This is a genomic window from Agrobacterium leguminum (assembly GCF_015704895.1).
Lineage (GTDB): Bacteria > Pseudomonadota > Alphaproteobacteria > Rhizobiales > Rhizobiaceae > Agrobacterium > Agrobacterium leguminum.
The window spans coordinates 63,956-78,114 of the sequence record NZ_JADQWB010000014.1; the positions used below are offsets into that span (position 1 = coordinate 63,956).

11 protein-coding genes and 1 pseudogene are annotated in these 14,159 nt (G+C 59.0%); 8 read left to right on the forward strand and 4 right to left on the reverse strand.

The features are described 5' to 3' along the window. Positions 1-14: 14 nt before the first annotated feature. The 5 genes from I3J13_RS18780 to I3J13_RS18800 all read left to right on the forward strand — a co-directional run bounded on the left by I3J13_RS18780 (position 15) and on the right by I3J13_RS18800 (position 6,028). Complete coding sequence (locus I3J13_RS18780) at positions 15-881, forward strand: SDR family NAD(P)-dependent oxidoreductase (protein WP_196379760.1); 867 nt, start codon at positions 15-17, stop codon at positions 879-881. 19 nt (positions 882-900) lie between these two features. Next, complete coding sequence (locus I3J13_RS18785) at positions 901-1,881, forward strand: HlyD family secretion protein (protein WP_196379761.1); 981 nt, start codon at positions 901-903, stop codon at positions 1,879-1,881. Beyond that, entirely contained in the window at positions 1,881-3,095 is a 1,215-nt protein-coding gene (locus tag I3J13_RS18790) for an ABC transporter permease (RefSeq protein ID WP_206696245.1), read from the forward strand. Before I3J13_RS18785 ends, I3J13_RS18790 begins: the two co-directional genes overlap by 1 nt. Beyond that, positions 3,092-4,252 (forward strand): ABC transporter permease, encoded by a 1,161-nt coding sequence (locus tag I3J13_RS18795; RefSeq protein WP_196379762.1) that lies wholly within the window; start codon positions 3,092-3,094, stop codon positions 4,250-4,252. The genes I3J13_RS18790 and I3J13_RS18795 overlap by 4 nt, the downstream gene beginning before the upstream one ends. Before the next feature lie 306 nt (positions 4,253-4,558). Next, positions 4,559-6,028, forward strand: coding sequence for a mechanosensitive ion channel domain-containing protein (locus I3J13_RS18800; RefSeq protein WP_196379763.1), 1,470 nt, complete (start codon positions 4,559-4,561; stop codon positions 6,026-6,028). Between the two features lie 322 nt (positions 6,029-6,350). Here I3J13_RS18800 and I3J13_RS18805 read toward each other — a convergent pair. The 3 genes and pseudogenes from I3J13_RS18805 to I3J13_RS18815 form a co-directional block, all read right to left on the reverse strand. Further along, positions 6,351-6,791: pseudogene (locus I3J13_RS18805) on the reverse strand (cupin domain-containing protein). Positions 6,792-6,803: 12 nt separating this feature from the next. Continuing rightward, on the reverse strand, positions 6,804-7,907 hold the full coding sequence (locus I3J13_RS18810) for an alkene reductase (protein ID WP_196379764.1): 1,104 nt from the start codon (positions 7,905-7,907) through the stop codon (positions 6,804-6,806). 259 nt (positions 7,908-8,166) lie between these two features. Continuing rightward, positions 8,167-9,357, reverse strand: coding sequence for an L-dopachrome tautomerase-related protein (locus I3J13_RS18815; protein WP_196379765.1), 1,191 nt, complete (start codon positions 9,355-9,357; stop codon positions 8,167-8,169). Positions 9,358-9,522: 165 nt separating this feature from the next. Between I3J13_RS18815 and I3J13_RS18820 the strand changes: the two genes are divergently transcribed. Then, complete coding sequence (locus I3J13_RS18820; protein ID WP_196379766.1) at positions 9,523-10,431, forward strand: LysR substrate-binding domain-containing protein; 909 nt, start codon at positions 9,523-9,525, stop codon at positions 10,429-10,431. A gap of 184 nt (positions 10,432-10,615) precedes the next feature. Here the strand turns inward: I3J13_RS18820 and I3J13_RS18825 are convergent, their stop codons facing one another. Continuing rightward, the gene (locus I3J13_RS18825) at positions 10,616-11,479 is read right to left on the reverse strand and encodes a helix-turn-helix domain-containing protein (protein WP_196379767.1); all 864 of its coding nucleotides are present in this window, start codon (positions 11,477-11,479) and stop codon (positions 10,616-10,618) included. 124 nt (positions 11,480-11,603) lie between these two features. Here I3J13_RS18825 and I3J13_RS18830 point away from each other — a divergent pair, with 124 nt between their 5' ends. Together I3J13_RS18830 and aroE are read left to right on the forward strand one after the other, a co-directional pair. Then, on the forward strand, positions 11,604-13,187 hold the full coding sequence (locus I3J13_RS18830) for a GMC oxidoreductase (protein WP_196379768.1): 1,584 nt from the start codon (positions 11,604-11,606) through the stop codon (positions 13,185-13,187). Further along, entirely contained in the window at positions 13,177-14,025 is an 849-nt protein-coding gene (gene aroE, locus I3J13_RS18835) for a shikimate dehydrogenase (RefSeq protein WP_196379769.1), read from the forward strand. The genes I3J13_RS18830 and aroE overlap by 11 nt, the downstream gene beginning before the upstream one ends. Positions 14,026-14,159: the final 134 nt, after the last annotated feature.

Genomic DNA, 14,159 nt, shown 5'->3' on the forward strand with positions numbered 1-14,159 from the left:
CAGGAGCAAACGCCATGGAAAATGCCGGTGAAGTCTTGTCTGGAAAGGTCGCTGTGATAACCGGAGGGGCGAGCGGAATTGGATTGGCACTTGCGGTCGAAGCGGCACGCAAGGGGATGAAGGTCGCGCTGGCCGACATTAGCCAGGAGCGACTGGACGAAGCCCGAAAGACGGTCGAAGCCGCAGGAGCTGAAACCCTGACCGTTCCGACGGACGTCAGCAGTCTCGCTGACGTGGAGCGATTGCGTGATCGAACCAGCGAAGCTCTCGGCGATCCGTGGCTGATCGCGAACAATGCCGGCATCACCAAGCTTTCCCTGACCTGGGATCATACTGAGGCCGACTGGAAGCGCATGTTCAACATCAATGTCGGCGGTGTCTTTAACGGTCTTCTTGCGTTTTTGCCCGGACTTCGGGAACGCAACTCCGGGCACATCATCAACACGGCCTCGGCAGCCGGCCTTGTCACGATCCCCGCAGCTTCCGCCTATGTCGCCAGCAAGCATGCGGTCGTAGGCCTCTCCGAAACCCTCTATCGCGAACTGACAGCAAGCCGGTCCAGCGTCGGTGTTTCCGTCCTTTGCCCGGCGCTCGTCAAGACGAACATCATGAGTTCAGAGACCGCGGGCAAGTCCTCAGACGCGGACGTCATGAAATCGTCGCACGCGATGGAACCTTTCGATGTCGCCGCCCAGGTCTTTTCCGCAATCGCAGCGAAGCAATTCTGGATCCTGACCCACGCCGCACACATGGAGCCATATATTCTCGCGCGCGCCGGCGAGATCGTCAGCCAGACCAATCCCAGTCATGCCAGCGTCGATCCTGATGTCGCGAAGTCCTCGTCTGCCGTAACCGGCGTCGACTTCCTCGCCGCAAGCTGAAGAGAAGAGAGCCTCCGACATGGCCAGGATCATACGCGTGATCATCAGTCTTGCCTGCCTTGCAGCACTCGGCGCACTCCTCTGGTTTGCGACACTGCCGCCTCCCCTAATCATTCAAGGAGAGGTTTCGGCGGACCGGGTCGATGTCAGCGCACGTACCTCCGGGCGCGTTGCCGCGCTCCACGCCGACGTCGGGGACATGGTCAAGCGCGGATCAGTCATTGTCGAATTGGCAAGCCCGCAACTCGGCTCGGCACTCAATACAACAAAGGCGGCGCTCGCCGTGGCGGTTGCCGATCTCGACCGGGTCAACAGCACGAGGCCGGAAACCATCGCGGCACGGAAGGCGGAAGTTGAGGCTGCTGAAGCCGACGTCGTCCTCTATCAGGGCGATCAGGCGAGGCAGAGCCGTCTTGCGACGACCGACGCGGTCCCACAGGCTCGTGTCGAACAATCGAGTCGCAATCTGGAGGCGGCGATCCGAAGCCGGGAAGCCGCCCAGGCCAACCTTGATTTGGCGATCACGGGTGCGAGCAAAGAGGAACGGGCTCTTGCCTCCTCTAAGGTGGAGCAAGCAGAAGCGACGCTCCGCCAGCAGGAAACGGACGTGAAGGAACTCACCGTCTACGCGCCAATCGATGGGCAAGTAACAACCAGAATAGCCGAACTCGGTGAGAATTTCAGTGCTGGCGCTCCCCTCTATTCAATCGTCGATATCGAACATCCATGGTTCACCTTCAACCTCCGAGAGGACCTCATAAGGTCACTCAAAGTTGGCGACCACTTTAGTGTCACCGTTCCAGCACTGACGGGTGCCGAGATCGATGTAAGGGTAACGATCATCAATGCACAGGGCCAGTATGCGACATGGCGCGCGACCAGGGCTACAGGCGATTTTGACCTCAGGACGTTCGAAGTCCGCGCCGTTCCGATCAAGCTCATCGAGGGGCTGAGGCCCGGAATGAGCGTGATCGCATCATGGCCCGGAAGTGATCGATAATGTCGGTCGCGCGTATAAAACCAGGCTTTGTGCTCGTTTTTCTGCGCGAGGCAGCGCAGTTTCGAAAACAACCGTTCCTGTTGGTTCTAACAATCGTCATGCCCCTGATTTTGATGGGTCTGCTTGCGGCAGTCTTCAGCCAAGGGCTGGCGACACGACTCCCTATCGCCGTCCTTAACCTTGATGGAAGCGACCTGTCGCGAACCATTGTCCGTACAGTCGACGCAACGCCTGATGCCGCCGTTGTCGCAAATGTCAGCGATCTGACTGAAGGCCGGCACCTTATCCTCTCGGGAAGGGTGCATGGCCTACTGATGATCCCGAAAGACCTCGAGCGGGACGTTTTCGCTGGGCGGCGTCCAGAGGTCGTCTTCTTTTACAACACCCAGACTATGACGACGGGCAACCTGACCCTGCGTGGCGTCAACGCCGCACTTGCCAGCGTTGAAGGAAACATCAGGCTGTCAGTCAGGACCACACGAGGCCAGCCGATCGATATTGCACGATCTTCGCTTGCCCCGATACCGGTACAGGTCAATCCGCTCTTCAACCCGACCCAGAACTATACGCATTTCCTGTTGGCAGCATTGTTACCGACAATCCTTCAGATCATCGTCGTGACTGTCATGGCCTATTCGATCGGCCGCGACGCCGAGACTGAACATCGGTTCCGCATCTTGAGGCGCCTCGGCGGAGGCATCTGGCCGGCAATGTTCGGCAAACTCGTTCCCTATACGCTGGTCTTCCTGTTCGTCCTCGGGGCCGCGGATGCAATGCTGTTTCTGGTTTTCGAGCTACCCTTACGGGGCGAGAGGGTTCTGCTCCTGGGCGCCGGCATCCTCTTCATTCTGGCAAATCAATTTTTAGGCGCTTTGCTCGCACTCATCCTTCGTCCAATGGCAACGGCTGTCAGCATAGGAACACTGCTTACCGCACCAGCCTTCGGCTTCATGGGGATCGGCTTTCCCCGGATCGGGATGAACGCATTCGCGTACTATTGGGGCGACGCCCTGCCCGGCACCTGGTACCTGATTGCCCGGATCGACCAGACAATCCGGGGAGCACCCTTCGATCTCTCCGTCCGTCCCCTTGCGATCCTGTTGTTCATGGTGATCCTCCTCGCCTGCCTGACCGCGCTCCGGCTCGGCGCCATTCGAAAAAAGGTATCGCAGCTTGCCCGACCCGCTACGGCGACAATCGGTACAATGTCATGAAGGATCTGCTGTTCGTCTGCGGCCTTGAGTTGAAGCGAATCTTCACCCTGAAACCGGCCTTTTCGGTGCTGATCCTCGCAATCGTCGTTTATGCGGTGTTCTATCCGCAGCCGTATCGTGCGGAGGCGCTACGCAACGTGCCGATCGCCCTGGTCGACCTCGATGGAACGGACAGCAGCCGCGCGTTTGCCCGGCGGCTCGATGCTTCTGCCGACGTCTCGATCGCCGCGGTCTTGCCGGATCAGGTGACCGCCGAACGGGAAGTCTATGCTCGCGGCATCTACGGGATACTCATCATCCCGAAATATTTCGAGCGCGATCTCCTGCACGGACGTTCCGCGCCGCTGGCACTTTATGCCGATGCCAGCTATTTCCTGATCTATAGCCGCATTTCGGGCGCGGTGAACGCTCTTGCAAGGACAGTCGGTGCCGAAGTCGAAACCGCCAGGCTTATCGCGGCACAGGTCGATCCAACTCTCGCCGAGGCTGCAACCAGCCCGATGCCGGCAACGACAATCCCGCTGTTCAATCCGCGGGGCGGTTATGCAACCTACATCCTGCCGGCGGCCTTTGTTCTCATTCTGCAGCAAACCCTTTTGATTGGGGTTGGACTTCTTGGAACCTACCCCGCCCCGCCAGACGTGAAGGCCCGGCTATCAGGCGTGAGATCCCTGGAAAGGATCAGCGGGCGAATGTTGGCCTATCTGCTGCTCGAGGCGATCGTCTTCTCGTTTTACCTGATCGTTCTGCCCTACCTCTACGGCATTCCCCGTCTGGGATCGGTGTCCACGATCATGATGGCGGCGCTTCCCTTCGTGATTGCCGTCGCGAGCCTTGGCATCGTCGTTGCCAAACTGTTCCGGAGCCCGATCGTGGTCCAGATGGTGGCTGCGGCCATCGGAATGCCCTTCATGTTCCTGGCCGGCTTCTCATGGCCGGGGGAAGCCATTCCTGAACCCTTACGAACGATTGCCCTGGTCATCCCGAGCACCAGCGCAATCCATGCGATCGTCAATGTCAGCCAGCTCGGCGCGAGCCTCGCTGATGTGCGCGCTCAGTTGCTCATCCTTGGATCACTCGCAGCAATCTACTTCTTCCTTGCTGTTCTCCTTGAGGCATCTGAAGCGAAAAGGAAGCCCCCGGATGCCAACGCATAATGTCGTAGTCGTTGGAGCCCGCCCAGGCGTTCTGGAGAGTTTCCAGGAAGACCTTGGTCGTTACGCGGAAAAGGTTCTCGCGCGCCGTCGCTTCGAGGGTCTCGCAGGCGAGGCAGTAACCAACTGCGCTGTCGAACACATAGTTGTCGGGGATCAAGTCATACCTTGCAACACGATTATCTGGGCGTCCGGCGTCAAGGCCTCACCCGCTGCAAAATGGCTCTGGATTCCATCTTCGTGGTCAAAGAAATGCTGGGCTGACCACCCACAGCGGTCATACTCCCGCCCCCTTAGCGGGCAAGGCTGATGGGATTCGCTGACGCCGATTCAGTTCCGATACAGATTACGGGCCTGATACTTGCCTTCATCGTATCGAACTGGTTTCTATTCCGCCGGTATCCGAGTCTTCGATTGCTCACACGCCTTATTCTGTTTGGTACCGTGAGTGCAATTCTTTTTTCAAATGGAAGTGCCCCATTCACGCCAGCCGATCCGAGTTCCAACAAGCTCCTGACAATATCGCTTTCAGTGGCAAAAGCAGCCTGGTGGATTCTTGGCTCTGCATGTCTGGTAAGCGTAGTCCGCGTGTTTCTGATATTCGAGCGCAAACCGCGAGAGGCACGCCTCCTGCAGGATTTGGTGGTCGCCATTATCTATGTCGGCACGTTTTTCTCAATCATATCCTACGTGTTCAGTGTGCCGATCGGCACCATGGTTGCCACTTCAGGCGTGTTCGCGATTATTCTCGGTCTGGCCTTGCAGAATACGTTGAGCGACGTCTTCTCCGGTATCGCGCTCAATATTGCTAGACCTTATTCGGTGGGAGATTGGGTAAGTCTGGATAATGGATTTGAAGGGAAGGTCGTAGAGACAAACTGGCGGGCAACCCAACTCCTGAACGGCTCAAACGACCTGTTATCGATTCCCAACAGTGCACTTGCGAAAGCTCGGATCATCAATCTCAGCAGTCCCGACCCAGAGCATGGTACGTCTATCAGGGTGAAATTGTCGCTGGCATTCACGCCCAAAGCCGCGGTCGAATTGATGGAAACCGCACTTCGTGGCGCAAACTCAATTGCAAACCCCGCCAAATCGTCGGTCAGGATTTGCAGCCTTGATTCTCAGGGTATCGAACTGGAACTGTGCTTCCGTGTCGCGAGTGTCGGCAACGGCTCTGCCGCGAGAAATGAGGTCTTTGATCTGGCGTTCCGACACGCAAAAGCGGCGGGCCTGACTATCGTCGGCGGAGAGCCTGCGTCTGTACGTGGCGAAAACGACCGGCCACCTCAGAGTACGGCCTGGCGGCTATTGAACGCATTGCCTCTTTTGGAATCGCTTACTAACGACGAGAAAGAAGTCCTCAGTTCACAGATGACACGGCGCGTTTTTCGTAAGGGGTCGGTTATCGCCCGGCAAGGTGAGGTTCTGACGTCCTTGCTCATTGTAAGGTCTGGGATCGTATCAATCGAAAGCGGTGGACATGAACTGCTGCGGTTATCTCCTGGTGACTGGTTCGGCGAAGGAGGGCTTCTGACAGGATCAGAAGAAACGGGAACGAGCCGGGCAGTGACTACCGTCGTAGCCTACGAGATTGGCAAGGACAGCCTTTCAGCACTTTTGAAAGAGAGGCCGGCAATGGCAGATGAAATAGGTGTTGTTCTGGCCAGACGCCTCGAGCAGGAGCGTGAGCAACTTGCGCCGACGGGGCCAGCAAAGCCAACTCTGACCATAGGTGATCGGATCCGGATTGCCCTGAAAATATCGGGCACGCTTTGATTTTTGAACGTCCGCGGCCGGTCCGGATCTGTCATGGTCAGCCTTATCGGCCCCATCTACAAATCTGCGCAGATTTGCCTCACAGACCACTGTCAAAGAAGGCATCGCTTTCACTTAGTGATCACGCTCCTTCCCAGCTTTGCACCTGTTAATTTTGGAATTTGTGTTTTACGTTGGGGTCTTAGTTTTCCACGCAGAACTGAGCCGGTTTTTCTACCGAGAAGTAGGCCGCGCGCTGGCCATGGTTGCGGACGGTCTTCCAGACGCGTCTCGTGATGAACCCATGCTTTCATCATGTCTCTCCAATGAAATATCGCAAAGCTCATTTCCTCGGTTGAACAAAGCCTTCGGGCGTTCCAGCGGTTGGATCGACGAAGATAATGTCCCTAGGATCGCTGCGCGGCGTATCGACGGAAACCATGAACAGCGGATGTTCGAGAATTTCGGGCATGCCGTGAACCGTACCCTTCTTGAAGAACAGCATCCCGCCCGGCCCTACCTCGAAGGGCTATTGATCTCCCATGAAGAAGCGCCCGCGACCTGAAAGGATGATCAGATATTCATCGCAGGTCGCGTGATAATGGGCAGGCGTTGGCCGGTAGACGCGAAACACGCGCGCACTCGCCTCGTCCTCATCCGTCAGCCGCTGATCGATCAGCAGTGTGTCGGCCTCTTAAGGAAACATGCGAATGATGTCGTTCAGGTCGAAGGCGGCATAGGGCGCAGCCTCGACCAGTTTCTTGCGCTCGACGTCTTCAGACATCTTTGGAATCCTTCATTCGGCGGCTAGGGGATAGTCCGTGTAACCGGACGCTCCACCGCCGAAGAGCCTGCTGGCATCGGGTTGATTCAGCGTCAAGCCCTTTTGAAGCCGCAACGGGAGATCCGGATTGGCGACGAAGGGACGGCCGAAACCAATCAGATCGGCCCAGCCGTTCTGAAGCGCCTGCTCGGCGCGCTCGGTCGTGTATTTTCCCGAATAGATCATTGTACCGCTATAGACGAAACGTAGGGCTTCCTTGAAGGCGGCGGGCATTTCCGGCGCATCGTCCCAGTCCGCTTCGGCAATGTGAATATAGGCGGTACCGATCTCGTCGAGCACCCTCGCCGCCGCCAGATAGGTCGCCTGCGGCGTGTCGTCAACGGCCCCTTGAAGCGTGGTGAGAGGCGCAAGCCTGACACCGACGCGATCCTTGCCAACGACCGCGACGACCGCTTCTGCGACCTCGCGCAGAAAACGCAGGCGGTGCGAGAGCGAGCCGCCGTAGCCGTCGGTGCGGTTGTTCGCCTGTGAGTCGATGAACTGGTTGATGAGATAACCGTTGGCACCGTGCAGTTCGACGCCGTCGAAACCGGCGTCGATTGCGTTTTTCGCAGCCTTTGCAAAATCCTGCACGATACCGGTGATCTCAGCTTCGTCCAGCGCCCGTGGACGCGAATGTTGCACCATCTCGCCGACGCCACCTTCGGGGCCGCGGCCTTCGGGATCGATGAAGACCTTCACCCCCTCGGCGACAAGCGCCGAGGACGACACCGGAGCTGCTCCATCGGGCTGAAGCGCTGTGTGCGACACACGCCCGACATGCCAGAGCTGGGCAAAGATGCGGCCACCCTTGGCATGGACGGCATCGGTGACGAGGCGCCAGCCTGCGACCTGTTCAGGCGAATAGATGCCCGGCGTCCAGGCGTAACCCTGACCTTGCCGGCTGATCTGGGTGCCTTCGCTGATGATCAGTCCGGCTGACGCACGTTGCGCGTAATATTCGGCCATCAACGGCGTCGCCACATCGCCGGCCGCTGCGCGCGAGCGGGTCATGGGCGGCATGACGATACGGTTGGGAAGTTCAAGAGCACCGAGCTCATAGGGAGTAAATAGCATGATTGGCCTCGTTGTTGCTGCAAGGAAGCAGCATAGGGGACCGCGCTCTTTTAGAATCTGGCCTCATCATGAGGGCGGAACCAGTTCAATATATTATCGCTTTGCCCGCGATAAACCGGGTGCGAAGGAAATCATCTGTTCTTCAAAAACCAAGATCCGGCGTGCCTCATATCCGCCGCCCCAACGACAGAACCGACACCGCCCGTTGCAAGGCAAGGACGGCATCAGTCGTTACTCAGGGCAGTTCGCGGCTAACCGCTCAACGGGCCGAAAGCGGAAAGCGCCAGATATTGGACAGTTCGCCACCCGGCTTCACGGTGCCGGCGAAATGATTGTTGGCATTGCTCGAGGTGAAGTAGCCGGAGTTGCCTTCGCCTCTGGTCACGGTATCCGGCCAGAATACACCCTCACCTGCCACGGCAAGACGGGTTGCTCCGGTCGCAGCGTCCACACGGGTGATACCGTTATGGGCGACATCGGTGATCAGCACCGCACCATCATCCCCGACCATGATACCGTCCGTGCCGAAGTCGAGACGGGCAACCGTTTTGACCGAAGCCGAAAGATCGGCCGCGGAAACCGATACATCCTTCAGCTTTTCGGTGCTGACGGCGTGAAGTGCGTCACCGGTCGTCACGGTCCAGTAAAGCGTGTCGCCATCTTTCGACAAGGCGATTCCGTTGATGCCGATGAGAATCGGCTGGCCTTCCCAGACGGCTTCGCCATGCGAGGTCACCCGGATATCCTTCTTGATCTGCACCGAAGGATCCTGGTGCAACAGACGGCGGGCGCTGTCAGCCTTGAAATCGTAGACGATGATGCCCGTCTTGTTGTCAGGGGCGCTGCGGAAGCCGCTATCGGACACATAGGCGATACGCGCCTTCTCATCGACGGCGATATCGTTGAGGAAGCTGCCCTTGCGATCGGCGACGGTATCGAGAACCACGGTGCGCACCGGTTCTCCGGTCGTGAGATCGAAAATAACGATCTTCTGCCCACCTTCGGGCGCTTGCGCCTCACCAGCGACGAAGCCCATGTCGAGCGCCCAGAGCCAGTTGTTGGTGTTGTCGACATAGAAGCCGAGAACATTGCGGAGCGTCTGTGCCGGCGGGCCGCCGGCAGCGTTCCATTTGGCTGACGGAAAAGCGGTCAAAGCAGCAGGGCCCTTCCCTTCAGCGGTAGACAGACGATTGAGTGTTGCCGGAACCGCCGGATTGATCCAGCGCGGCACCGATACAAATGCGGTGCCATTCTTGGCGAAGTGGAGACCCGCAATCGGAGCCTGATAAGAAGTGGCATCAGGCGTATTGCTGCCGGCAGCATCCCAGGAAACACCGTTGTAGCTGCGCCAGAGTTCGGGTTCATTCGGCTTGTCTGATGCGGCAAGTGCAGGAGCAGCAACGCCCAACGTCAGGGCCATGATGAGGCCCGTTATATTTTTGCGAATCATCTGGTTATCTCTTTTTGATCGATGTCGGAACTGGATGGCGACACACGGAAATTTTCTCTCGCAGCCCAAAGAGCCGTCCGACGCGATCCTAAGAAAGAGAGTGGCAACTGGAAAATCATATGTTAGCCTAAGAGGCATAAGATAAGTTATAGCTCGTGCCTTCCAGTGAACCATCTCGTCTATTTACGAACATTCCTCGATGCCTACCGGTCTGGGTCGCTTACCCGAGCGGCAAACCGACTTGGCATTACGCAACCGGCGGCATCCGCACACATCCAGAGCCTGGAAACGACCTTCGGGAAAATGCTATTCACCCGACAGGCGCGCGGTGTAACACCAACTGCGGCGGCGGACGATCTTGCCCGCGCTATCGCTCCCTATCTCGATGGCCTTGAGGCCAGTCTCGATGTCCTGAAACTGCGGCCGGGAAGTATCGAGGGGACCGTTCATATCGCTGGTCCGGCGGAATTTCTGTCTGTGCGGCTTGTCCCGATGATAGTGCCACTCCAGGCCCATGGCCTGAAATTCCGGCTGCAGACCGGCAACCGGGATCGGGTCAGGGCTCTCCTCGATGAAGGGGCGGTCGATCTGGCCGTGACGACATCGAAGCCGGACAACGCCACGCGCGGTCATGTCGAAATCGGACGGGAACGACTGCTTCTCGTCGCCGCGCCGGAAATCGCGCGGCAGATCAAGGGCCGCTCATTGACCGCAGCCCTTCTCGCAGAACTACCGTGTCTCGCCTATGACGAGCATCTCCCCCTGGTGCGGGAGTTCGTCCAGATAGTCTTTGGCGAAACGCCCTTGTATCAGGCGGTCGTCACGGCTCCCGACCTGAGGCTCCTTGCCAACGCCATAGCCGCCGGAGCCGGTTGGTCAGCGCTTCCCGACTATCTTGCAGCGGACTATATCGCCTCGGGCAAAATGGCTGAGTTGCCGACTATCCGCCCCGGTCCGGAAAACTTGCTTTATCTGGTCTGGAACAAAGGCTCCGTGCGTCATCCGCGCGTTGTCTATGTCCGGGACCATATCGTCGCAGCGGTATCGCAAGGACGCTTGGAGGGAGCGGGCTGATATCGACCGTTGCTCGATCAGGAACTCAAGCATTGATGTACATGGGCATTCTGGACGGTTCCACGTACCGGCGATACGCTATTTTGCAGTGAAACACATGGCGTTTTAAGGAGAGGCCGAACTTGGCGGTTCGCAGGTTCCGATCGCCCGGTGCGACTATCACCCAAACCGTAGCGCCACGCGTTCAGAGTCCGCTACGAAACTGACGCCGGTAGTCGCCGGGCGTCATTCCTCTCGCCGCCCGGAACTGGCGCGAAAAATGCGCGGAATCCGAAAAACCGACCGCTTCGGCGATCTGGGCAAGGGGCAGGTCTGTCTGGGCAAGCAACCGGCATGCGGCGCCAACCCGCAACTGGCCGACATACTGGCTGATCGTCATGCGGGTCGAGCGCTTGAAAAGCCGCTGTAGCTGGCTTTCGCTCAGATGGGCGATTTCACTCAAGGGCTGGATGCTGACGGCCCCAGTATAGTGGGCGTGAACGTAGTTGAGCACACGCTCCATGCGCGCCCGGTCGCGCGGGACGGTACTGACGGTCACTTCTCCGGTCGAAAGCGGCCAGCGGTCGGATGACCGGGCAAGATCGACCAGCACGCCGAGCAGCGTCAATATCTGCTGTTCGGGGGCGGTTTCGTGCAGTGTCGCCAAACGCTCGCGCACCTTCGCCAGCGCCCCCTCCCCGAAACGGACGCCATGGCCGCTTTCGTGAAGCAGCGATTTGATGGCGGAAAGTTCCGGCGTCAGCGCGATCAGCCCCTCGATCCAGTCCCGGGTAAACCAGCAGACGACGGCGCGATGAACGCCCGGCGTTTCTATCAATGCCTGCGATTGCCAGGCATGGGGCAGGTTCGGACCGAGAAGAACGAGATCGCCGTCGCCGTAACTTTCCACCGAATCGCCGACGAAACGCATGCCGGTGCTGTTGAGCGTAAGGGTCAGTTCGAATTCGGGGTGATAGTGCCAGTTGAACGGAAACTCCGGCAAACGCCGGTCGAACAGCAGCCAGGAACGGTCAGGAGGAACGGTAACGGCTTCGAACCACGGCTCCATGACCTTCCCTTTCCTGCAAATCACAACATTCAAATGCGGCAATCATACAAAAAGATGCCGTGAACGGGAATGGCCTGCCTTTCCGTCATCGTTATCCTTGGTAAAAAAGATGCGAGGAGGGAACATGTTCGCCAGCACTCAAGGGGATTTTCAGACGAAACCCGATGTCGTCATCATCGGTTCCGGCGTGGGCGGAAGCTCGGTCGCGCTGAAGCTTGCGGCAACGGGCGCGAAGATACTGATCGTCGAACGGGGCGAAAAACTGCCCAACGAACCGGAGAACGCCGACGCGGAAGCCGTTTTCGTTCAGAACCGGTATCGAACCACCGATCTTTACCGCGACGAGACCGGCCGTACCTATCGCCCCGGACAATATTATTATGTCGGCGGTCATACGAAATTCTACGGAACCGCCATGTTCCGTTTTCGCGAGCGAGATTTCAGCCAAGTCGCCCACGAAGACGGCGTTTCGCCCTCATGGCCCGTTTCCTATGCGGATCTGGAACCGTTTTATACCGAGGCCGAACGGCTCTTCGGCGTGCGCGGCAAGGCGGGAGACGACCCGACCGAACCGCCGCGCTCCGCGCCCTACATACATCAGCCGGTTCCCCACGAACCCGTCATCGGCCGCGTGGCGGCGGGTTTCGGGCGTCTCGGGCTGCATCCGTTCCATATGCCCTCGGCCATCGACTACGGCCCCGGCGGCCTCTGTCGACGCTGCGGCACCTGCGACGCGTTCGTCTGCCGTTTCGACGCCAAGGGCGATGCGGAGACGCGGCTGCTGCGCCCCGCTCTGCAACACCCCAACGTCTCCCTCCTGACCGGCGCACGCGTACGCCGGCTGATCGCCGACGACCATGGCAAACATATCGTGGCGGCGGAAATCGAACGCGCCGGCGAAGTCCTGAAAATCGAGGCGCCACTTTTCGTTCTCTCGGCCGGGGCCATCAACTCTGCCCTCATCCTGCTTCGTTCGGCAGACGCGAAGAACCCGAACGGCCTTGCCAATTCCTCCGGTGTCGTCGGTCGTTACCTGATGAACCACCATTTAAGCGGGCTGATGGGATTGTTGCCCTTCACCGTCAACGACACCCGTTTCCCGAAAACCATGTCGCTCAACGACTTTTATGACGGCACGCCGGGCGATGTGGCCGCCCGCGGCAATGTCCAGATGCTGGGCAATATTCAGGGCCCGATGATCCGCGCGGCCTATCCCTGGATGCCGAGACCTCTTGCCAGTCTTCTTGCCCGCCACAGCGTCGATTTCCTCGTCATGTCGGAGGACACGCCGAAATATGACAGCCGGGTAAAGCCATTGGGGGAAAATGGCGCGGAGGTGGCCTACCGTCCGGGCGATCGGGAAGCCCATGAGCGATTTGTGCGACATATGCGTTCATTATTGAGGAAAAATGGTTTTCCCGTCGTTCTCGGCCATTCCTTCGGCATCGAGGGTCCATCCCACCAGTGCGGCACGGTCCGAATGGGCGACGATCCGAAACACGCGGCGCTCAATTCCTTTTGCGGCGCGCACGACCACCCCAACCTCTACGTCGTCGACGCCGGATTTTTCCCGTCATCGGCCGCGCTCAACCCTGCCCTGACGGTTGCGGCGCAGGCGTTGCGCGTCGGCGAGCATATTCGCGAAAGCCGGTTTTCGAGCCCTCGCGCAACGCAGATTTCATCCAAGGAGAGCAACCATGCCCCATGACTTCCTCGCCCAGATCACCGGCTCGTTCGCCATGCCGGCCGGCGAAAATCCGACGGTCGCCATGATCGAGGCCGCCTATCAGCATCATGGCCTGAACTGGCGCTATATCAATCTGGAGGTCAGCCCCGAAAATTTGAAGGATGCCGTGGCGGGCGCCCGCGCCATGGGCTGGGCCGGCTTCAACTGCTCCATTCCCCACAAGGTCGCGGTGATCCAGCACCTCGACGGGCTGGGACTGTCCGCCGAGATCATCGGCGCGGTCAACACCATCGTCCGGCGCGGCGACAAGCTGATCGGCGAGAACACCGATGGCAAGGGCTTCGTCAAGGCGCTTCGCGACGTTATCGACCCGAAGGGCAAGAAAGTCATGCTTTTTGGCGCAGGCGGGGCAGCGCGCGCCGTCGGCGTCGAGATAGCCCTTGCCGGTGCGGCTGAGATCACTGTCGTTAACCGCGGTCGGGAGCGCGGCGAAACCGTTGCACGGCTGATAGAGGAAAAAACGCCTGCCAGCGCCGTTTACGCCGCATGGGAGGGCGCTTTCGCCATTCCCGAGGAGACGGATATCGTCATTCATGCCACCTCGGTCGGTCTTTACCCGGACGTCGACGGCCTGCCCGATATCGATCTGGAAACGTTGCGCCCCTCCATGGTGGTTGCCGACGGCATCCACAATCCGCCGCGCACGCGACTCATCCGAGCGGCGGAGACTGTGGGCTGCAAAACGGCCGACGGGCTCGGCATGCTGGTCAATCAGGGCGTCATCGGCATCAAATACTGGACCGGCGTCGATGTCGACGCCGCAATCATGCGGCAGGCCCTTCTCGATCTCGACCTCTGAGCAGGGCAGGCTCGGACATGATCTCTCCCGCACCCGTCAAAAGTGCGGGAGAGATACTGTATTGTCTTATTCCTGTCAGGCATGCTCCGAATTCCGCTTGATCGCATCGACGGCACGCAGCGAAAGAGCATCCA

Bases quoted from the DNA above. Each gene is read 5' to 3' on its own strand.
- I3J13_RS18830 (WP_196379768.1), top strand. From the start codon at position 11,604: ATGTTCGCCAGCACTCAAGGGGATTTTCAGACGAAACCCGATGTCGTC.
- I3J13_RS18800 (WP_196379763.1), top strand. From the start codon at position 4,559: ATGGGATTCGCTGACGCCGATTCAGTTCCGATACAGATTACGGGCCTG.
- I3J13_RS18815 (WP_196379765.1), bottom strand. From the start codon at position 9,357: ATGATTCGCAAAAATATAACGGGCCTCATCATGGCCCTGACGTTGGGC.
- I3J13_RS18785 (WP_196379761.1), top strand. From the start codon at position 901: ATGGCCAGGATCATACGCGTGATCATCAGTCTTGCCTGCCTTGCAGCA.
- I3J13_RS18825 (WP_196379767.1), bottom strand. From the start codon at position 11,479: ATGGAGCCGTGGTTCGAAGCCGTTACCGTTCCTCCTGACCGTTCCTGG.
- I3J13_RS18795 (WP_196379762.1), top strand. From the start codon at position 3,092: ATGAAGGATCTGCTGTTCGTCTGCGGCCTTGAGTTGAAGCGAATCTTC.
- I3J13_RS18810 (WP_196379764.1), bottom strand. From the start codon at position 7,907: ATGCTATTTACTCCCTATGAGCTCGGTGCTCTTGAACTTCCCAACCGT.
- aroE (WP_196379769.1), top strand. From the start codon at position 13,177: ATGCCCCATGACTTCCTCGCCCAGATCACCGGCTCGTTCGCCATGCCG.
- I3J13_RS18780 (WP_196379760.1), top strand. From the start codon at position 15: ATGGAAAATGCCGGTGAAGTCTTGTCTGGAAAGGTCGCTGTGATAACC.
- I3J13_RS18790 (WP_206696245.1), top strand. From the start codon at position 1,881: ATGTCGGTCGCGCGTATAAAACCAGGCTTTGTGCTCGTTTTTCTGCGC.